A 19834-nucleotide genomic window follows, 5' to 3' on the forward strand; every position below is an offset into this window, starting at 1 on the left:
TTACGCCTCCCCCAGATAGGCTTTGATCACGTCCGGATTGTCGCGAATCTGCTCCGGAGTGCCATCTGCCAGCGGGCAGCCCTGGTTGATCACGACGATATGGTCGGAAATGCTCATGACCAGCTTCATGTCGTGCTCGATGAGCAACACCGTCACGCCATGGGTGTCGCGCAGCATGCCGATCAGCGCCTTGAGGTCCTCGGTTTCCCTCGGGTTGAGGCCAGCCGCCGGCTCGTCGAGCATGAGGATGCGCGGGCGCGTCATCATGCAGCGGGCGATTTCCAGGCGGCGTTGCTGACCATAGGCGAGCGTGCCGGCTGGGCGGTTGGCGATATCCGTCAGGTTGACCTGCTCGAGCCAGTGCGCGGCGAAATCCATCGCTTCGTGCTCGCTCTCGCGAAACGCCTTGGTCTTCAACAAACCGGAGATGAAGCCGGTGTTGAGGTGGCGATGCTGGGCGACCAGCAGGTTTTCCACCGCGGTCATGTCCTTGAACAGCCGGACGTTCTGGAAGGTGCGAACCACGCCCTTGCGTGCGATCTTGTGGCCGGGCAGGCCCTGGATCGCTTCGCCGTCCAGTAGGATCTCGCCTGAGGTCGGCTGATAGAAGCCGGTCAGGCAGTTGAAGACGGTGGTCTTGCCCGCACCGTTGGGGCCGATCATCGAGACCACTTGCTTATCGTGTACGGTCAGGCCCACCCCGTTGACGGCCAGCAGGCCGCCGAAGCGCATGGTCAGGCCGCTTACTTCAAGAATCGGGCGGCTCATCGCTTCAGCTCCAGGTTTGGACGTTGCATGGGCAGAAGCCCCTGCGGACGCCAGATCATCATCAGCACCATCATGGCGCCGAACATCAGCATGCGGTATTCGCTGAACTCACGCATGAGCTCGGGCAATAGGATCATCACGATGGCGGCGAGAATCACTCCCAGCTGCGAGCCCATGCCGCCGAGTACCACGATGGCGAGGATGATGGCCGATTCGATGAAGGTGAACGACTCCGGTGACACCAGGCCTTGGCGTGCGGCGAAGAAGCTGCCGGCAAAACCGGCGAACGTCGCGCCGATGGTGAACGCGGAGAGCTTGATCACCGTGGGATTCATGCCCAGCGCGCGGCAGGCGATTTCATCCTCGCGCAGTGCTTCCCAGGCCCGGCCGATCGGCATGCGCAGCAGGCGATTGATCACGAAGAGCGTCAGCAGGACCAGCAGCAGGGCGATCAGATAGAGGAAGATCACCTTGTTGATCGAAGCGTAATCCACCCCGAAAAACTCGTGAAAGGTTTGCATACCCTCGGCGGCGCGCCGGTCGAACGACAGGCCGAACAGCGTCGGTTTGTCGATGCCGCTGATACCGTTTGGTCCACCGGTCAGCTCGGTCATGTTGCGTAGCAACAGCCGGATGATTTCGCCGAAGCCCAGGGTCACGATCGCCAGGTAATCGCCCCGCAGCCGCAGCACCGGAAAGCCCAGCAGAAAGCCGAACAACGCCGCCATGGCGCCGGCGATCGGCAGGCTGAGCCAGAACCCGAAGCCGTAGTAGTGCGAGAGCAGCGCGTAGGTGTAGGCACCGACGGCATAGAACCCGACATAACCCAGATCGAGCAGGCCGGCCAGACCCACCACGATGTTCAGGCCCAGGCCGAGCATCACGTAGATCAGGATCAGCGTGGCGATATCCACCGCACCGCGCGAGCCAAAGAATGGCCAAGCGAGCGCCACCAGCACCAGGCCGATGATGATGTAACGCTGAGTCGAGGGTAGGGTGAAGAAGTTGCCGGCGCCGGCGGGTATGGTCGGCAGGCTGGGGCTGGCCGCCCATCCCGCTGCCAGACGGGTGCGAACCAGCTGCCAGAAAAACATGGCCACGGCGCAGGCGGCGATGATCCAGAAGGTGGAAGCTTCGGCGCCATGGACCTCGACCTTGATACCCACCGTGGTGAGCTTCAGGCCGAATACCGGCACCGCGACGGCGATGACCAGCAGGGCACTGAAAAAGGCAGTACGCAGATGCAGAGTCATACCTTTTCCACCTCCGGACGACCGAGGATGCCGGTGGGGCGGAACAGCAGGACGAGGATCAGCAGCGTGAAGGCCACCACGTCCTTGTACTGGTCGCCGAAGATATCGGCGCCGAAGGCCTCGGCCACTCCCAATACCAGGCCGCCGAGCATGGCGCCGGGGATGCTGCCGATGCCGCCAAGTACCGCGGCGGTGAAGGCCTTGATGCCGGCCAGGAAGCCGATATGCGGGTTGATTACCCCGTACTGCATGCTGATCAGTACGGCTGCGACCGCTGCTAGCGCTGCGCCGATGACGAAGGTCAGGGCAATGATGCTGTTGGTGTTGATACCCAGCAGGTTGGCCATTTTCAGGTCTTCGGCACAGGCGCGGCAGGCGCGACCCAGACGCGAGCGTGAAATGAACAGCGTCAGGCCCAGCATGGCGAGGATAGTGACCACGAAGATCAATATCTGCATGTAGGAAACGACCACACCGTTCATGGCGCTTTCACCGAAGATGAAATTGCCAGGCATCAGGTTAGGAATCGCCTTGTCCTTCGAGTCCTGGGACAGCAGGACGACGTTCTGCAGGAAGATCGACATGCCGATCGCGGAAATCAGCGGAATCAGACGGTTACTGCCTCGAAGCGGTCGGTAGGCGACCCGTTCGATGCTGTACCCGTAGGCGCTGGTGACGATCATGGCGGCGGCGAATGCACCGATCATCAGAATTGGTAGCGCATCGAGCCCCATCATCGTAAGCCCGACGATGGCGATGAAGGTCACGTAGGAGCCGATCATGTATACCTCGCCATGAGCGAAGTTGATCATGCCGATGATGCCGTAAACCATGGTGTAGCCAATGGCTATCAAGGCATAGGTGCTGCCAACGGTCAGGCCGTTGATCAGCTGTTGGAAGTAGTGGTAAAGCTCAGGCATTACATTCTCCTGAACATCCTGCGTCCGTGCTCGCTACCAATGCAGGCCTGCTTCGAACACGCTGCATGGAGAATGCAGCGCCAAGGGCTCAGTGCGGATCACGCACCTACCTGTTCGACGCGGGCCAGCTCTGCAGGCTGCTCGCTTGGTTAAGGATGTTGCTGGGGCGGCCCTGTGCTTGTGGCCGAGTCAGCCCCGATCAGCTAAAACAAAGCCCACAGCGGGTGCCGTGGGCTTCGGTTGGTGGTTACTGGCTCACTTGGCTTCGGTCTTGGTGCCGTCCTGGTGCCATTCGTAAACCACGAAGTTGAAGTCCTTGAGGTCTCCCTTCTCGTCAAACGAGAGGTTGCCGGTCGGAGTATCGAAGGTGTTGCTGCGCAGCGCTTCGGCCACCTTGTCGGTGTCGGTGCTGCCAGCTTTCTCGATACCCTCGGCAATAACCTGGACTGCGGCGTAAGCGGGGAACACGAACGGGCCGCTCGGGTCCTGCTTCTTGGCCTTGAAGGCTTCGACCAGTTCCTGGTTGCGAGGATCCTGGTCGAAGGATTTCGGTAGGGTGACCAGCATGCCTTCGGAGGCTGCACCGGCGATTGCCGAAATTTCGGAGTTGCCGACGCCTTCAGGCCCCATGTAGCGCACGTTCAGGCCTTTTTCCTTGGACTGACGCAACAGCAGGCCCAGCTCCGGGTGGTAGCCGCCGTAATAGACGAAGTCGACACCGGCCTGCTTGAGCTTGGAGATCATCGAGGAGAAATCCTTGTCTCCGGCATTGATGCCTTCGAACACGCTGACCTTGACGCCTTTCTCTTCTAGCGTCTGCTTGACTGCGGTGGCGATGCCCTCGCCGTACTGCTGTTTGTCGTGGATGACCGCAACGTTCTGCGGCTTGACGTGGTCGGCGATGTAATTACCGGCGGTCGGGCCCTGCAGGCTGTCCAGGCCAATGGTGCGGAAGATCAGTTCGTAACCGCGCGAGGTGATGTCCGGGCTGGTCGAGGCCGCGGTAATCATCAGAATGCCTTCGTCTTCGTAAATATCCGAGGCCGGCTGGGTCGAGCTGGAGCACAGGTGGCCGACCACGAAACTGATTTCGTCATTGACGATCTTGTTGGCTACCGCAACCGCCTGCTTCGGGTCGCAGGCGTCGTCATACACGACGCCTTCCAGTTGTTGCCCGTTGACGCCGCCCTTCTTGTTGATCTGCTCGATGGCCATCTGGGCACCGATGAATTGCATGTCCCCGTACTGCGCGACGGCCCCCGTGACCGGACCGGCCAAACCGATCTTGATAGTGTCGGCGGCAAGCGTGTAGCTCGCGGCTCCCGTCAAAGCGATAGCCATGAAAAGTTTGGACAGACGCTGCTTGGTCATCATTTGCGCTCCACTTGCATATTATTGTTTGAATCCTGCTGGCTGCAGTGTCGTTAAGGGGCAAACGTCCCCAAACGGTACGGCAACTGTACCGGCACAGTGTAGAAGCGTCAGCACCTATTTGCACAGTCAGGAATTCGATCTCGTTTGATGAGATTTACCCGGGCGCTATCATTGCGCCCTTTCGAAACGGGTGAGTCTCATGAGCGAAGTACCAAGCACTCTCTATGCCAAGCTGCTGGGCGAAACCGCGTCGATCTCGTGGCAGGAATTGCAGCCTTTTTTCGCTCGGGGCGCTCTGTTGCGCGTCGCCAGCGACTTCGACCTGATCGAGGCCGCGCAGGCCGTGGCACAGGACGACCGGGAAAAGGTGACTGCATGGCTGGCTTCAGGCCATATCGCCAAGCTCGAGGTCGGGCAGGCGCAGGACTGGCTGGAGCGGGATCCGCCACTATGGGCTGTGGTCGTTGCGCCCTGGGTGCTGGTGCAGGAACGGGCGGCGAAGCCCAGTCTGCACTGATCCGGAGCCTGTTCTCGTTTCGCTGGGAACGCGCCGGAGCCTGCTCCGGCGCCGGCCAAACGCCTAGCCACGCACCCAGCGCATCCTCACCCAGCCGCTCAAGGCGTCCACCGCCAGCACCATCAGCAGCATCGCCAGGATGACCGTTGACGCCTGGGCTTGCTGGAACAGGCTGAGGCTCATGTAAAGCATCTGCCCCAGGCCGCCGGCGCCGACGAAACCGAGCACACTGGCCATGCGGATGTTGTTTTCCCAGCGATACAGGCTGTAGGCGATTAGTTGCGGCCACAGGACGGGCAAAGTGCCGTAGCAGAAGGCGCTGATGCGATCGCTGCCTGAAAGCCGCAACGCCTCGGCGGGAGCGCTCGGGGTGTTTTCCAGGGCTTCGGCGAATAGCCGTCCCAATACGCCAGCGGTGTGCAGCGCCAGGGCCAGAGTGCCGGCATTCGGCCCCAGGCCAGCCGCCAGTACCATCAGCGCCGCCCATACCAGCTCGGGAATGGCCCGCAATGCGTTGAGTAGCAGTCTGGAGAGGCCCTTGCCGAGCAACCCGAAACGTCCCGACGCCGGTAACGCCAGCGCCAAACCAAGCATTGCGGCCAACAGCGTGCCGATAGCCGACATCGCCAGGGTTTCCATCGCGGCGTAGCCAATCGCGCGCAGATGGGTACCTGACAAATCCGGTTCGAGGAAGCCCGACGCATACTCGGCCATCTGTCCCAGACCGTCGCGGCTGAACAGTGCACTGGCTTCGAGCTGCAGAACGACGAACGAGCCGATCACCGCGGTGATCAGCAACAGCGGCAAGGCATAGCGCGATAGCGCCCTCACACGAACCTCCGGCGCAACAGTTGGCTGATCAGGTCCGCCATCAGCACCAGGGCCAGGAAGGTCAGCAGCATGCTGGCCACTTCACCCCCGGCGAACATGCGCATCGACAGATCCAACTGCTGGCCCAACCCGCCGGCACCGACGAAGCCCATGACCACCGAAGCGCGAATCGCACATTCCCATCGGTAAACGGTGTAGGAGAGCATTTCACCCGCCGCTTGTGGCAGCACGCCATAGGCGAAGGCCTGCAGTCGCGAACCCCCGCCGCCGAGCAGCGCACGCGTGGGCAGCGGATCGACTGATTCGAAGATTTCCGCATAGACCTTGCCGAGCATGCCGGCATAAGTGATGGCGATGGCCAGTACCCCGGCGGTCGGGCCGAGGCCCACCGCGCGGACGAACAGCAGTGCCCAGACGATCTCCGGCACGCTGCGCAGCACGATCAGCAGACCACGCACTGGCCAGCGCAGTGACTGCGCCCACCAGTGCGGCCGCCCGCCGCGGCTGATGGCCGAGATCGACAACGCGCGTGTGGCCAGGATGGCGCACGGCAGCGCCACGACCAGCGCCAACGTCATGCCAGCGGTTGCGATGGCGAGCGTCTCCCACGTGGCTTGCCACAACAGAAGCAGGAAATCTTCGTCGTGCGCCGGTGGCCAGAAGCCGGAAAGGAATACCGCCATGGTGTCGGCGTTGCTGCCGTCGAACAGCACGCTGAGGTCCAGCTCGCTCAGCGTCAGGCCCGGCCACAGCAAGGCCAGCGCCAGCAGGGTCACCAGCAGACGCGGCCCGGCGGACGGGTCGCGCTGTGCGATGGCAGGGTTCAGCATCGGGGGACGTGCAGCGGCTGGCCGGGCAAGGACAGAGGCATTTGTTCATTGCCCAGCTGCTCGTTGGCGTAGAGCGCCTCGAGCTCGGCTGGCGTCACGTCCGTCGAGGCCTTGTCGAACAGGATGCGTCCCGCACGCACGCCGATAACACGCGGGAAGTGCTCAAGCGCCAGCTCTACCGCGTGCAAGCTGGCGACCAAAGTTGCCTGGCGGCGCATGGCTTCGCGGTTGAGCACATTCAGCGAGTATGCGGCGAGCACCGGGTCCATCGCCGAGACGGGCTCGTCGGCGAGGATGAGCGTCGGGCTCTGATACAGCGCGCGGGCGATGCCGACGCGCTGCAGCTGGCCGCCGGAAAGCTGATCGCAGCGCTCGTAGAGTTTGTCGGCCAGATCCAGTTGAGCCAATGCCTGTGCCGCGCCTTCCTTGTCCAGCGGATAGACCAGGCTGAGCAGGCTGCGCCCCAGCGACCATTGCCCCAGGCGACCGGCTAGCACCGAGGTGATGACGCGCTGACGCGGCGGCAACGGTGGTGCCTGGTGAATCAGTCCGATACGGGCGCGGAGTCCCTGCCGGGCGCTAGTCGACAGCGACCAAGGCCGGCATCCGAGCAGCTCCAGCCGGCCAGTACTTGGCGGTAGATGAGTCGCGAGCAGACGCAGCAACGTGGTCTTGCCCGCACCGGAAGGTCCGATGAGGGCAATTCGCTCGCCTTTGACGATCTGCAGATCGAGATCACGCAGCGCGACATGGCCGTTGGCGTGGCGATAGCTCGCGCCCGATAGCGTCAGGACAGGCTCGGCGCTGCTCGTGCATGTCGTCAGCAGCGCCGAACTCGATGTTGAATGGCTCATTCCGACCTGCCTGCTTGCCGCTCTCCAAACGCCCACAGGGCCGTTGCAGAACGGCCGGCAAGGCTCACTTCAGCAGGCCAGCGGCGCGCGCTGCTTCCTCGATGCCCTTGTAGTTTTCCGGGCGGGTCTCGATGAAGCGGCTGGCAGCCTGCAGGTCGAGAATTTTCTTGTGCTCCGGATTCGCCGGATCGAGTTCGAGTAATGCGGTCTTGATCTTTTCGACTAGCTCTGTATCGAGGTTGCCGCGCACCGTCCAGTTGTAGTCGTAGTAAGGCGGCGTCGTGGAGATCACGCGGACCTTGTCGGTATCGACCTTTCCAGCGGCGACCAGCTTGTCCCAGACCGAGGCGTTGAGCACGCCGGCATCGGCCTTGCCCGCCTCAACCCAGGCGGCGGTGGCATCATGTGCGCCGGAGTAGGCGATGCGCTTGAAGAACTGCTCGGGATCGATGCCGTCCTTGATCATGAAATAGCGCGGCATCAGGCTGCCGGACGTCGACGACACGGAGCCGAAGGCGAACGTCTTGCCCTTGAGATCCTGCAGGGTTTTCACTTCGGGATCGGCGGTGATGAATTTGCTTGTGAATTTCTCGTCCTGCTCACGCTGCACCAGAGGAATCGCATCGCCGGTCTTAAGGCGGGTCTGGACGAAGGTGAACCCGCCAAGCCAGGCCAGGTCGAGGCGGTCAGCAGCCAGGGATTCGACCACGGCGGCGTAATCGGACACCGGGGTGAACTTCACCGGCATGCCCAGCTGTTTTTCGAGGTATTGGCCCAGCGGCTCGAACTTGCGGATCAGCTCGGTCGGCGCTTCATCGGGGATCGCCGATACACGAAGGGTTTCGGCGGCATGTGAGGTGGCAAAAGACAGGGAAATGGCAAGGCCGGCGACGGCTGCCAGGGAGCGCTTCAACATTGTGGTTCTCCGGTTCAATAGCGGAAAAAGCGCGCGGATTATAGAGCTAGACCGATGCGCAGGGGCAAGTGGCTGGGTGGCGGCAGGTTTGGCGGCCCGTTAGGGGCCGTTTCTGCTTCGTACACGGCCGCGTCGGAGCCAGGTCCCGTTTCAGGCTTGTTCAGTAAGCGAATTAGTTGGAATCACTCAAGTCCGTAGGGCCGAATTCATTCGGCAGCAGATTGTGAAAGCAGGTCTCGGAAATTTTGTGATTCAGTTCGCCGTTGTTCTAGAATCCGCGCCCTTCTTGGGTGATGGCCTATTGCTATGGAACAGCAGCGAGACAAACGTACGCTTCACTCTCTTCGCAAACACATCGACGAATTGCTGGCAGCTGGCGCGACGATTATCGCGCGCGATCCGGTGACGCTGGTCAGCGACGGCCAGACGCTCAAGGTCAAGCACGGCATGCTCATCGGACATTCCGGTTTGCTCGATCTGGTCGAGCCGCTCACCGATCACCAGTGGCCGGATGCCTTGCGGCAGATGGCGATCGATCTGTGCATACAACAGCTGGACGAAGCGATCCGTGCATTGGAGAACAAGCCCGTCATGATGGCGTCGGAATCGGCGAACGACGGCTAGACTCAAGAAAATGTCCAGGCGAGGAAACGCAGCGGACGGGACCTGATCAGATATGCACGGATGCAGCCTGCGTTCGTGTCGTATTGAAGGGGGTTTTGCATGTTCGCTCGGAACTCGCACCACGGCTTCATTCCGCCCTATATCCTCAAGCGCATCATCGATAACGGCTCGCAGCACCAGCGCGACCGGGCGCTGGGGACGCTGGCCCATGTGCGCAATCTGTTGCCCAATCCGGGGCCGCCCAATCGCCAGCCGATGGCCAGCGTATTGCCCGAGCGTGGCCGGCCAGGCGAGCCGCGGCGCAGCGTCCACGATGCCCAGCAGCAGATGGTGCTGCCAGGTGTGCTGGCGCGAATCGAAGGCCAGCCGCCGGTCGCCGATGCGGCGGTGGACGAAGCCTACGATGCGCTCGGCACGACCCATGAATTTTTCTGGCAGGTGTTTGGCCGGGACTCGATCGACAATCACGGCTTTCCGCTGATCGGCACGGTGCACTACGGCGTGGATTACGAGAACGCCTTCTGGAACGGCGCGCAGATGGTGTTCGGTGATGGCGACGGCGAAATTTTCAACCGCTTCACGCTCTCGCTGGATGTCGTGGCCCATGAGCTAGCCCATGGCGTGACCGAAAGCGAGGCGGGGTTGGTGTACTTCAACCAGTCGGGTGCGTTGAACGAATCGGTTTCGGACGTATTCGGCGTGCTGGTGCGGCAGTTCAGCCTGAAGCAGACGGCGGACCAGGCCGACTGGCTGATTGGGGCCGAGCTGCTGACCGACCGTGTGCAAGGCTCGGCGCTGCGCTCGATGGCCAATCCCGGCAGCGCCTATGACGATCCTTTGCTGGGCAAGGACCCGCAGCCCGGTCACATGAATGATTTCATCGACACCCGCGACGACAACGGCGGCGTGCATCTGAACTCCGGCATTCCCAACCGCGCGTTTTATCTGGCCGCGACCGCCCTGGGTGGCTACGCCTGGGAAAAGGCCGGGCGCATCTGGTACGACACGCTGTGCGACCAACGCCTGGCCAAAGACGCGGATTTCCCCGCGTTCGCCCAATTGACGGTGGACAACGCGGTCGTTCGCTTCGGCGCGGGCAGTGACGAAGAGCGGGCGGTCGCGCAGGCCTGGGCAGATGTGGGCGTGAACCCATGATCGAGGAGGCGAGCATGAAACAGTTACCGGCACTGGATTCGGACGCGACCATTCGCCTGTCGCGGCAAGGCGGCTTTGCCGCGATACAGGCGCTCAGCCGCCCGCGAGAAATCGTCTTCGCCAGTTGTAACGAGCAGCAGCGCCAACAGATCTGTTCCGTACTCGAAGGTTGCCTGCCACTGGCGACCGCTGACGGCGGGCACGGCGACCGCCGCTATTACCAGATCGAACTCCGCTTCCGGCAGCAGGAACGCGACGATGAGATGGTGATCCAGGTGCCGGAAGAGCGCGCACCCGGCGAGCTGGTGCGGCTCTGGGACAAGGGCGAGGTGCTCTGAGCACGACTTGGCCGCACGGGCCGCCGCGGCGCTAGAATCGTCGCTCTTTATCGAGGAGCCTCCCATGTCTGAGTTGCCATCCATCGCCTTCGCCGGCATCGGCCTGATGGGCCTGCGCATGTGCCGCCGTCTGATTGCCGCGGGCTATCCGCTGACGGTTTGGAACCGTTCGCCGGAAAAATGCGCGCCGCTGGTCGAGGCCGGAGCGCGACAGGTGAACACGCCGGCTGAACTCTGCGCGACCGCCGATGTGGTGTTGCTGTGTCTGGCCGATACCGCAGTGGTGCGCGAGGTGGTATTCGGCGCGGGCGGTATTGTCGAAGGCGTGCGAGCGGGGCAAGTGCTGGTCGATCATTCCAGCCTGGAACCGGCGGCCACGCGCGCCATGGCCGTTGAGCTGGAGTCGCGCAGCGGCATGCGCTGGGTCGACGCGCCAGTATCTGGCGGCACCGCTGGCGCGGAGGCGGGCAGCCTGGCGATCATGGCTGGTGGACGTGTCGATGACGTCGAGCGGGTCCGACCGATATTGATGCAGCTGGGGCAGCGGCTGACGCATATGGGCGAGGTCGGCGCGGGGCAGGTGACCAAGGCCTGCAACCAGATGATCGTGGCCTGTAATGCGCTGGTCATCGCCGAAGTCGTGGCGCTGGCAGAGCGCTCTGGCGTCGACGCCAGCCTGATCGCGCCGGCGTTGGCCGGTGGTTTCGCCGACTCCAAGCCGTTGCAGATTCTCGCCCCGCAGATGGCCAACAGTGAATTCGAGCCGATCAAATGGCACGTGCGCACCCTGCTCAAGGACCTCGACACCGCCGTGCAGCTTTCCCGCGAAGAAGGCAGCGCCACGCCGATGACCGGGCTCGCCGCGCAACTGATGCGCCTGCATGGCAGTCAGGGGCACCTCGAACAGGACCCAGCCACCTTGGTGCGGATGTACCGGGAGCAGGGCCAATGAAGATCGCCGCCAATCTATCCATGCTGTTCAACGAGCTGCCGCTGGCCGAGCGCATCTTGGCAGCGCGCGTCGCCGGTTTCGATGGCGTGGAGATCCAGTTTCCCTACGAACTGCCGGCGATCCGCCTCAAGGAGCTGCTCGAGCGTGCCGGCGTGCCGTTGGTGCTGATCAATCTTCCGGCGGGCGATTTCATGCAGGGCGGCCCGGGTCTGGCTGCGGTCCCGGCGCGTCAGCAGGAATTCGATGCGGCGCTGCAGGAAGCGCTGACCTACGCGGCGATGACACGACCGGCCTGCGTCAACGTGTTGCCGGGGCGGTTGGCCGAGGGCGTCACGCGCGAGCAGGCGCTGGAAACGCTGGCCGATAACCTTCGCAAGAGCGCCGAAGCTTTCGCGTTGCTCGGCGTGCGCGTGGTGTGCGAGGCGATCAATCCGCTGGACATGCCGGGCTTCCTGATCAACACCCCTGAGCATCTGCAGGCCTTGCTGGAGCGCGTCGATCACCCCAACTGCCAGGCGCAGCTGGATCTGTACCACATGGCGCGACAGGGGCTCGACATCGCTGCCGGGATCAGGCTTCTGGGTTCACGCATCGGCCACGTGCAGTTCGCCGATTGCCCTGGACGCGGCGCGCCGGGTAGCGGCGGGGTGGCATTCGTGAGTCTGATCGAAACGCTGCGGGAGGCGGGTTACGACGGCTGGTTGGCCGCTGAGTATCGGCCCGATGGGCAAGATACCGAAGCGAGCCTGGGCTGGCTGGCGGAGTGGCGGCAGCGTTGATGCCATCGCCCGGCATAAGCGGGAATGATGTTGACAGACAGAAGCGTGAAGGAGCTCTAGAGTCATTCGCAGGAGAGCCGATTGACTCCATGGTCGGCCTATAACAATAAATCGAGAGCGACGTCATGCAGCCATCCAACCAAGCCGCGAACGCCTGGCGCGTCCTGTTCCTGCTGTTTCTGGCCAACCTGTTCAATTTCTTCGACCGCACCATTCCCGCCATCATCGCTGAGCCCATACGCCTGGAATGGAACCTCAACGACTTCCAGCTCGGCCTGATCGGCACCGCGTTCACTATCGTCTATGCGATAGCCGGAGTACCGCTGGGGCGCATGGCCGACATTGGCTCGCGCCGCAAGATCATGGGCTGGGGCCTGACCGCCTGGAGCGGCTTGACGGCAGTCAACGGCCTGGCCTGGAACTTCTGGAGCTTTCTGCTGGTGCGCATGGGTATCGGCATCGGCGAAGCCAGCTATGCTCCGGCGGCCAACTCGCTGATCGGCGATCTGTTCCCGGCGCACAAGCGGGCTCGCGCCATGGGCATCTTCATGCTCGGCCTGCCGCTTGGGCTGCTGCTGGCCTTCTTCACCATCGGTTCGATGGTCGAGTATTTCGGCAGCTGGCGCGCGCCGTTCTTCATCGCTGCCGTGCCTGGATTAGTGCTGGCGGTGTTCATCTTCTTCGTCAAGGAACCGAAGCGCGGCGCCGCCGAGACGGTGAAGGTGTCCCAGGAGCGGGTGCAGCAACCGGTGCGTAAGGTGTTGGCGATCCGTACCTTCTGGTGGCTGGTGCTGGCCGGATTGGCGTTCAACTTCGCGACCTACGCCTGTAACGCGTTCATGGTGCCGCTGCTGATGCGCTACCACGGTGTGCCGCTGGTGGAGGCTTCGGTGGCCACCGGTGTGATCGTCGGGTTGACCGGCCTGATCGGGCTGACCTTTGGCGGCTGGGTTGCCGACAAGATTCATCAGCGTTTCGCCCGTGGTCGGCTGATCTTTGCCGCAGCGAGCATGATCATCGCCACGCTGGCCACCGGTTATGCGCTGCTGGCGGGGCGTATCGAGGTCGGCGTGTTCGTTGCGGTCTTCAGCATCGGCTGGCTGTTCTCCTACAACTTCTACACCTGCGTTTACACCGCCATTCAGGATGTGGTCGAGCCACGTTTGCGCGCCACTGCCATGGCGCTGTTCTTTGCTGGTCTGTATCTGCTCGGGGGTGGCATGGGCACGGTGGTGGTGGGGCTGTTGTCGGATCATTTCGCCGAGTCGGCAATGCTCGCCGCGGGCGCCAGCGAGATGAGCGAAGCGTTCCGCGCCGAGGGTCTGCACGGTGCGATGTACCTGATCCCGGCGTCGTTGCTGCTGACCATGGCCTTCCTGTTCCAGGCCTCACGGACCTTCTGTCACGACGCCAAGCGCATGACCGACGGCATGAGTCAGTCTGCCAGCGAAGCGGAAGCGGCACTGGCCTGATTCGCCTCCCCATCGACAGCGCAGCCGCGCTGTCGATGGGCCCAGCTATCCCCCCGACGATTGGCCTGCATTTGCCGGCAGGCTCGCATAAACTGCGCGGCCGTTTTTGGCAGTCCGGATCGCATATGCACACTCCGTCACCCGCCCGCGCCTGCGGCATCGACTTCGGCACCTCCAATTCCACTGTCGGCTGGTGGCGCCCCGCCTGCGAGCCGCTGATTGCACTCGAGGACGATCAATACACCTTGCCTTCGGTGGTCTTCTTCAATGTCGAAGAACGTCGTCCGGTATATGGCCGGCTGGCCTTGGCCGAATACCTGGAGGGCTACGAAGGGCGGTTGATGCGCTCGCTCAAGAGCCTGCTGGGCTCCAAGCTGCTGAAGAGCGAAACCACGGTGCTGGGCAGCGCCATGCCGTTCAAGGACATCCTCGGTTTGTTCCTTGGAACGCTCAAGCAGCGCGCCGAAACCAGCGCCGGACGCGCCTTCGACGAGGTAGTACTGGGCCGTCCGGTGTTCTTCGTCGACGACGACCCGCAGGCGGACAAGGAGGCCGCCGACACCCTGGCCGCAGCGGCGAAGAAGATCGGCTTCAAGGACGTCTCGTTCCAGTACGAACCCATCGCCGCGGCTTTCGACTACGAATCACGCATCGAACGGGAAGAGCGCGTATTGATCGTCGATATCGGCGGCGGAACGTCGGACTTTTCCCTGGTGCGCCTGTCGCCGGATCGACGTCAGATCGACGATCGACAGAGCGACATTCTCGCCACCTCAGGCGTGCACATCGGCGGCACCGATTTCGACAAGCAGCTCAGCCTGCAGGGCGTGATGCCGTTGTTCGGCTATGGCAGCCGGATGAAAAGCGACGCACCGATGCCTACCAGCACGCACCTCAACCTCGCCACCTGGCACACCATCAACGCGGTCTATGCGCCGGCTTCGCTGCGCGCGCTGCAGAGTATGCGCTACGACATCGTCGACCCCACCGGGATCGACCGGCTGTTTAGTCTCATCGAACAACGCGCCGGACATTGGCTGGCGATGCAGGTGGAGCAGGGCAAGATCGAGCTGACCGAGCAGGACCGCTATCTCATCGACTTCGCGCGGATCGAAGCGGGGCTGCAGGCGAGTCTCACCCGCGACGGTTTCGAAACGGCCATCGACCCGCTGCTCGAACGAATCCGCGGCAACGTCAGTCAATTGCTGGCCAGTGCCGAGCTGAAGCACGATGACATCGACACGGTGTTCTTCACCGGCGGCTCCAGCGCGATTCCGGCACTGCGCCAGCGCATCGCCGCACTGCTGCCGAGAGCCCGTCATGTCGAAGGTAACCGCTTCGGCAGTATTGGTAGCGGCTTGGCCATCGAAGCGAAGAAACGTTACGGTTGATTTCCCGTGAGCCCCTGTCCGAGATGGCTCGCGGGCCTGTTGGGAGTAGTCATGGGTTACACACTTCGTCCGCACGATCCCGCCGCCGAGGTTCGCAAGGTCGCTCGACAGCGCATCGATAAAGCCATCGAGGCACTGAGCGTGCCAGCTGCCGAGCGAGCCGAGGGTGTGCATCAGGCGCGCAAGCGCTTCAAGGAATTGCGCGCGTTGCTGCGATTGGTGCGAAAGCCCTTGGGGGCTGAATTCAAGCGCGAGAATCGGCGCCTACGTGATCTTGGCCGCGCGCTGGCCGAATCTCGCGACGCCACCGCCATGCTGGAAAGCTGGGATCTGCTGAGCGAGCGGTTCCCTAAGCTGTTTGCCGAGGCGGGCTTCAAACAGATCCGTCGGCGCCTGCAGGCAAGAGCCAGGCAGGGCGAAGGCGATGCCGTCGACCTGGATGCCCGTATTGCCCAGGCGATCGATGAACTGCGCAATGCCAGCGCCTGCATCGATAGCTGGCCATTGAGCGCCGAAGGGTTCGAGCTGTTGGCCGCCGGGGTGGAACGCACCTACGCTGACGGGTGCGCCGAGCTGGCCAAGGTCAAACTCGAACCGAGCGACGAGCAGTTCCATGAATGGCGCAAACGGGTCAAGGATCACTGGTATCAGACGCGGCTACTGACTCCGAGCTGGCCGACGCTAATGCAGCTGCGCAGCGACTCGCTCAAGCGTCTGGCCGATCTGCTCGGCGACGATCATGACCTGGCGATGATGCAGCAGCTGATGCAGGCGCAGCCGCCGCTCTTCGGTGACCAGGCGCTACGTGAGCGGCTCGGCGATGTGATCGTCCAACGGCGTAGTGAAATGCAGCGCGACGCGCTGGCGCTGGGTGATGAGCTCTATCTGGAGGCACCGCGAGATCTGGTGGCGCGCTGGCAGCGCTACTGGGAAACCGCCGAGGCCTGACTGCACCAGGCGCCCGGCCATGAGGCCGAACGCCGGCAGTGGAAGGGGGAATCGAGGTTAGAGCTTCTTCGCGGAAACGATCGTCACCGGCTGCAGCGGGACGTTCTGCATCATGCTGCGGTTGCCGGTCGGCACCTGGGCAATCTGATCGACCACATCCATTCCGCGCACCACCTTGCCGAACACTGCATAGCCGAAATCGCGACCGCCATGGTCGAGGAAGGCATTGTCGCGGTGGTTGATGAAGAACTGGCTGGTGGCCGAGTTGACGTTCTGTGTGCGGGCCATCGCCAAGGTTCCGCGAACGTTGTGCAGGCCATTGTCGGCTTCGTTCTTGATCGGCTCGCCGGTCTTCTTCTGGCCCAGGCCTTCGTTGAAGCCACCGCCCTGGATCATGAAACCGGGGATCACGCGGTGGAACACCGTGCCATCGTAGAAGCCGCTTTCGACATAGCTGAGAAAGTTCTTCACGCTGATCGGTGCCTTCTCGGCTTCAAGCTCGATTTCGATTTCGCCCATGCTGGTGTTCAGCAGCACGTGTGGATTGTCTGCCGCTAGGAGGTTTCCGGCGAGCAACAGCGAGCAGGCGGCGAGTACGAGTCGTTTCATGGTGTAGTCCTGTTGAGGGTGGAAGCCTGGGCCGGTCGGCCATTGGCAGACGGCGATTGCGCATCGTACGTCTTGATCAGGTCGATGAGAATCTGCGTTGCCGGGCCGAGCGACTTGTCGGGGTTAGTGTAGAGATAGAACAACGGGCGGCGAATGCTGCCCTGGATCAACGGCAGCGGCTTGAGCACGCCTTCGGCCAGCTCGCGGCCGATCATGTGTCGCGGCAGCCAGGCGAAACCCAGGCCGCTGCTGACGAAGGCGACCGAGGTGGCCAGGCTGCCGACGGTCCAGCGTTGCTCGGCGCCCAGCCAACCGGCGTCGCGCGGCTGACGTTGGCCGGAATCGCGCACCACCACCTGCATCTGATTCTGCAGATCCTGCACGCTGAGCTTGCGCTGCAACTGGTGCAGCGAATGGTCGGCATGGGCGACGGCAACGAACTCAACGCTGCCCAGTTCGGCACCGAGGTAGCCGGTGATGTCCAGACTGGTGATTGCCAGGTCGGCGGTGCCATCCCTGAGCACATCTTCGACACCCGAAAGCACCTCCTCACGCAGCCGTACTCGGCATCCGCGGCTCTTGGGCATGAATTCGGTCAACGCGCGGATCAGCTTGGCGTTGGGGTAGGCGGCGTCCACCACCAGGCGTACTTCGGCTTCCCAGCCCTGCTCCATGTGATGGGCCAGCTCTTCGAGCTGTCCGGCCTGGACGACCAACTGCCGCGAGCGGCGCAGCAGCACCTCGCCGGCCTCGGTGAGCACGGCCTTGCGTCCATCGATGCGCAACAGCGGAACGCCTAGCTGCTCCTGCATGCGCGCCACGGTATAGCTGACCGACGACTGGGAGCGATGCAGCATCTCCGCTGCCTGGGCAAAGCCGCCGTGATCGATCACCGCCTGCAGGGTTCGCCATTGATCGAGGGTCACGCGTGGCACTTTCATTCCATTATTTCCCTGTCGCGTCTGTCTGGTACGCTGGCACGTCTTCACGAGGAGCCCGCATAAATGAAAAAAATACGCTTCGCCGCGCTCGCTTCGCTCGCAATCATCCCACTGAGCGCCCTGGCCGTCAGCTATCCGGTGGAGCTGGAGCAGCAGCTCAATGGCGCCGAAGTGCTGGCTACCACCGAAACCATCGACCGGGACATGGCCGGTCTGCTGTTGCAGAACTTCGGCGAGCGCCCTGTGAGCTGCTCGGCAGTGTTTCGCAACGGCCCGGAAGCACCGCGTACCCGTCGTACCACGCTCGAGGCTGGCGAGCGCAAGCCGCTGACCGCCAAGTTCAAGCGCGATGTGATCCGCCTGCGTATCAAGCTGACCTGCGAGCCGCAATGAGGTTCGCGCGGTGAGCCGATCGGGACGCGGTGGCCGGCTTCCAAGGCTCGGCTGAGCGCGTCGCCCATTCAATCGTTAGTCGCTTTTGCACGGACGCATTCGCCCGCGATGGGTTCGATCAACGATCCGGTCGATCGTCGCGCTGATAAAGCCGCCTTTCCACCGGCCGGACGCGTTAATCTATGCGACGTTTTTCGACCTTGAGGTATCCCCCTTGTTTGACCAATTCGCCCTGCATGAACGCCTGCTCAAGGCGGTCGCCGAACTCAAATTCGTCGAGCCGACGCCGGTGCAGGTGGCGGCCATTCCCCCGGCGCTGGAAGGGCGCGACCTGCGGGTAACGGCGCAGACCGGCAGCGGCAAGACGGCGGCGTTCGTGCTGCCGATGCTCAACCGGCTGATCGGCGATGCGGTGGTGCGCACCGACGTGCGCGTGCTGATCCTGCTGCCGACCCGCGAGCTGGCCCAGCAGACCCTCAAGGAAGTCGAGCGCTTCTCGCAGTTCACCTTCATCAAGTCGGCGATGATCACCGGTGGCGAGGACTTCAAGGTCCAGGCGGCGATCCTGCGCAAGGTCCCGGACATCCTCATCGGCACGCCGGGACGGATGATCGAGCATCTCAATGCGGGCACGCTGATTCTCAAGGACGTCGAACTGCTGATCCTCGATGAAGCCGACCGCATGCTCGACATGGGCTTCGCCGACGACGTACAGCGGCTGGTCGGCGAATGTGCCAAGCGTCAGCAGACGCTGCTGTTCTCCGCCACCAGCGGCGGCGCCGCCTTGCGCGAGATGGCGGCCAGTGTGTTGCGCGATCCGCTGCACCTTCAGCTCAACCGCGTCAGCGAGCTGAACGAGGGCACCCGTCAGCAGATCATCACCGCCGAGAGCATCGAGCATAAAGAGAAGCTGGTGCACTGGCTGCTGGCCAACGAGACCTACAAGAAGGCCGTGATCTTCACCAATACCCGCGTGCAGGCCGACCGTCTTTACGGACGGCTGGTGGCCGAGGGCGTCAAGGCTTACGTGCTGCACGGGGACAAGGATCAGAAGGAGCGCAAGCTGGCCATCGACCGCGTCAAGGAAGGTGGCGTGAAGGTTCTGGTAGCCACCGACGTGGCGGCGCGCGGTCTGGATATCGAAGGTCTGGATCTGGTGATCAACTTCGACATGCCGCGCTCGGGTGACGAATACGTGCACCGCATCGGTCGTACCGGGCGCGCCGGCGCCGACGGCCTGGCGATCTCGCTGATCTGCCATAACGACTGGAACTTGATGTCGAGTATCGAACGCTACCTCAAGCAGCGTTTCGAGCATCGCGTCATCAAAGGTTTGAAGGGCGGCTACATGGGCCCGAAGAACCTCAAGGCATCGGGCAAGGCCGCCGGCACCAAGAAGAAAAAGGACGACAAGAAGAAGGCCACCGACAAGAAGACCAAAGTGGCATCAAAACCGACGGCCAAGCGACCGAAGAACGCCAAGCGTGAAGCGCCTGCCTCGCAGGTCGTCAGTCAGGACGGCATGGCACCGCTGCGCCGTAAGAAGCCCACCGCCGAATAAGATCTCCACTACACACCGGGGCGTCGCAGCCCCGGTCATTCGTGTCCGTCAGCGCTTCTCCGCTGGTGCGATATCAGCTTTTTTCTCCGCTTCCTCGACGTGCTGCAGGCGCTTGTCATAGGCCTGGCATTCGTCGCCCAGCTGGTCGGCGGTCTGCTTGACCTCCATCTCCCGCAATTGCTCGTTGATCTCGGCAGCACGCTCGGGGTCGCTTTCGGTTAGCTGATTGACGCGTTCGGCCAGCTGCCGGGCCTTGGCGTTTATCTGGTCCGTGGTGCATTCGGCCAGTGCCGGCTGGCTGGCCAGCAGGGCGGCAGCGAGGGGGATCATCAGATATTTCATGGTGGTGCGCTCCTTTAAGACCTGTTCGGTGGATGCCATGCGAGCGCTTTGGTTCAGCCTTTCCCG

At 62.8% G+C, this 19834-nt stretch carries 22 protein-coding genes; 11 read left to right on the forward strand and 11 right to left on the reverse strand.

Going from position 1 to position 19834, the window contains the following annotated elements:
* From livG to V6943_RS07670, 4 genes are all read right to left on the reverse strand, one after another.
* A complete protein-coding gene (gene livG / locus V6943_RS07655) occupies nucleotides 1-768 on the reverse strand; it encodes a high-affinity branched-chain amino acid ABC transporter ATP-binding protein LivG (RefSeq protein WP_131651081.1) in 768 nt (255 codons plus the stop codon).
* Entirely contained in the window at nucleotides 765-2021 is a 1257-nt protein-coding gene (locus tag V6943_RS07660; protein ID WP_131651082.1) for a high-affinity branched-chain amino acid ABC transporter permease LivM, read from the reverse strand. Before V6943_RS07660 ends, livG begins: the two co-directional genes overlap by 4 nt.
* Nucleotides 2018-2941 carry a high-affinity branched-chain amino acid ABC transporter permease LivH gene (gene livH, locus V6943_RS07665; RefSeq protein WP_131651083.1) on the reverse strand — a complete coding sequence of 308 codons (924 nt, stop codon included), beginning with the start codon at nucleotides 2939-2941 and terminating at the stop codon, nucleotides 2018-2020. The genes V6943_RS07660 and livH overlap by 4 nt, the downstream gene beginning before the upstream one ends.
* A 255-nt stretch (nucleotides 2942-3196) precedes the next feature.
* Nucleotides 3197-4315: a branched-chain amino acid ABC transporter substrate-binding protein gene (locus V6943_RS07670; protein ID WP_131651084.1), complete on the reverse strand. Its 1119-nt coding sequence runs from the start codon at nucleotides 4313-4315 to the stop codon at nucleotides 3197-3199.
* 199 nt (nucleotides 4316-4514) lie between these two features.
* Between V6943_RS07670 and V6943_RS07675 the strand changes: the two genes are divergently transcribed.
* On the forward strand, nucleotides 4515-4832 hold the full coding sequence (locus V6943_RS07675) for a DUF2288 family protein (RefSeq protein WP_181101892.1): 318 nt from the start codon (nucleotides 4515-4517) through the stop codon (nucleotides 4830-4832).
* Between the two features lie 63 nt (nucleotides 4833-4895).
* On the opposite strand, the gene phnE (V6943_RS07680) is transcribed toward V6943_RS07675, so the two are convergent.
* The 4 genes from phnE (V6943_RS07680) to V6943_RS07695 form a co-directional block, all read right to left on the reverse strand.
* Nucleotides 4896-5663: a phosphonate ABC transporter, permease protein PhnE gene (phnE, locus tag V6943_RS07680; RefSeq protein WP_340553108.1), complete on the reverse strand. Its 768-nt coding sequence runs from the start codon at nucleotides 5661-5663 to the stop codon at nucleotides 4896-4898.
* Nucleotides 5660-6493, reverse strand: a complete 834-nt coding sequence (phnE, locus tag V6943_RS07685; RefSeq protein WP_340553109.1) for a phosphonate ABC transporter, permease protein PhnE — start codon at nucleotides 6491-6493, stop codon at nucleotides 5660-5662. The genes phnE (V6943_RS07680) and phnE (V6943_RS07685) overlap by 4 nt, the downstream gene beginning before the upstream one ends.
* Complete coding sequence (locus tag V6943_RS07690) at nucleotides 6487-7347, reverse strand: phosphonate ABC transporter ATP-binding protein (RefSeq protein WP_340553110.1); 861 nt, start codon at nucleotides 7345-7347, stop codon at nucleotides 6487-6489. Before V6943_RS07690 ends, phnE (V6943_RS07685) begins: the two co-directional genes overlap by 7 nt.
* A 64-nt stretch (nucleotides 7348-7411) precedes the next feature.
* Nucleotides 7412-8263, reverse strand: a complete 852-nt coding sequence (locus V6943_RS07695; RefSeq protein WP_340553111.1) for a putative selenate ABC transporter substrate-binding protein — start codon at nucleotides 8261-8263, stop codon at nucleotides 7412-7414.
* Nucleotides 8264-8569: 306 nt separating this feature from the next.
* On the opposite strand from V6943_RS07695, the gene V6943_RS07700 reads away from it, so the two are divergent.
* The 8 genes from V6943_RS07700 to V6943_RS07735 all read left to right on the forward strand — a co-directional run bounded on the left by V6943_RS07700 (nucleotide 8570) and on the right by V6943_RS07735 (nucleotide 15922).
* Complete coding sequence (locus tag V6943_RS07700) at nucleotides 8570-8887, forward strand: hypothetical protein (protein WP_256049070.1); 318 nt, start codon at nucleotides 8570-8572, stop codon at nucleotides 8885-8887.
* A 99-nt stretch (nucleotides 8888-8986) separates the two neighbouring features.
* Nucleotides 8987-10042 (forward strand): M4 family metallopeptidase, encoded by a 1056-nt coding sequence (locus tag V6943_RS07705; RefSeq protein WP_340553112.1) that lies wholly within the window; start codon nucleotides 8987-8989, stop codon nucleotides 10040-10042.
* A gap of 14 nt (nucleotides 10043-10056) precedes the next feature.
* Nucleotides 10057-10380: a protealysin inhibitor emfourin gene (locus V6943_RS07710; protein WP_340553113.1), complete on the forward strand. Its 324-nt coding sequence runs from the start codon at nucleotides 10057-10059 to the stop codon at nucleotides 10378-10380.
* Nucleotides 10381-10444: 64 nt separating this feature from the next.
* Entirely contained in the window at nucleotides 10445-11332 is an 888-nt protein-coding gene (locus V6943_RS07715) for an NAD(P)-dependent oxidoreductase (RefSeq protein ID WP_340553114.1), read from the forward strand.
* On the forward strand, nucleotides 11329-12111 hold the full coding sequence (locus tag V6943_RS07720; RefSeq protein WP_340553115.1) for a hydroxypyruvate isomerase family protein: 783 nt from the start codon (nucleotides 11329-11331) through the stop codon (nucleotides 12109-12111). Before V6943_RS07715 ends, V6943_RS07720 begins: the two co-directional genes overlap by 4 nt.
* A gap of 125 nt (nucleotides 12112-12236) precedes the next feature.
* Complete coding sequence (locus tag V6943_RS07725; protein WP_340553116.1) at nucleotides 12237-13583, forward strand: spinster family MFS transporter; 1347 nt, start codon at nucleotides 12237-12239, stop codon at nucleotides 13581-13583.
* A gap of 125 nt (nucleotides 13584-13708) precedes the next feature.
* On the forward strand, nucleotides 13709-14974 hold the full coding sequence (locus V6943_RS07730; RefSeq protein WP_340553117.1) for an Hsp70 family protein: 1266 nt from the start codon (nucleotides 13709-13711) through the stop codon (nucleotides 14972-14974).
* A 51-nt stretch (nucleotides 14975-15025) separates the two neighbouring features.
* Complete coding sequence (locus V6943_RS07735) at nucleotides 15026-15922, forward strand: CHAD domain-containing protein (protein WP_340553118.1); 897 nt, start codon at nucleotides 15026-15028, stop codon at nucleotides 15920-15922.
* Between the two features lie 57 nt (nucleotides 15923-15979).
* Here V6943_RS07735 and V6943_RS07740 read toward each other — a convergent pair whose 3' ends face one another.
* Nucleotides 15980-16531 carry a peptidylprolyl isomerase gene (locus V6943_RS07740; RefSeq protein WP_340553119.1) on the reverse strand — a complete coding sequence of 184 codons (552 nt, stop codon included), beginning with the start codon at nucleotides 16529-16531 and terminating at the stop codon, nucleotides 15980-15982.
* Complete coding sequence (locus tag V6943_RS07745; protein ID WP_256058252.1) at nucleotides 16528-17472, reverse strand: LysR family transcriptional regulator; 945 nt, start codon at nucleotides 17470-17472, stop codon at nucleotides 16528-16530. Before V6943_RS07745 ends, V6943_RS07740 begins: the two co-directional genes overlap by 4 nt.
* A gap of 63 nt (nucleotides 17473-17535) precedes the next feature.
* On the opposite strand from V6943_RS07745, the gene V6943_RS07750 reads away from it, so the two are divergent.
* The gene (locus V6943_RS07750; protein WP_256049080.1) at nucleotides 17536-17865 is read left to right on the forward strand and encodes a 3-phosphoglycerate kinase; all 330 of its coding nucleotides are present in this window, start codon (nucleotides 17536-17538) and stop codon (nucleotides 17863-17865) included.
* 214 nt (nucleotides 17866-18079) lie between these two features.
* Nucleotides 18080-19426, forward strand: a complete 1347-nt coding sequence (locus V6943_RS07755; protein ID WP_340553120.1) for a DEAD/DEAH box helicase — start codon at nucleotides 18080-18082, stop codon at nucleotides 19424-19426.
* 48 nt (nucleotides 19427-19474) lie between these two features.
* Here the strand turns inward: V6943_RS07755 and V6943_RS07760 are convergent, their stop codons facing one another.
* Nucleotides 19475-19768, reverse strand: a complete 294-nt coding sequence (locus V6943_RS07760; RefSeq protein ID WP_181101863.1) for a hypothetical protein — start codon at nucleotides 19766-19768, stop codon at nucleotides 19475-19477.
* Between the last annotated feature and the right edge of the window lie 66 nt (nucleotides 19769-19834).

The sequence above is a fragment of the Pseudomonas sp. CBC3 genome (assembly GCF_037967085.1).
GTDB lineage: Bacteria > Pseudomonadota > Gammaproteobacteria > Pseudomonadales > Pseudomonadaceae > Stutzerimonas.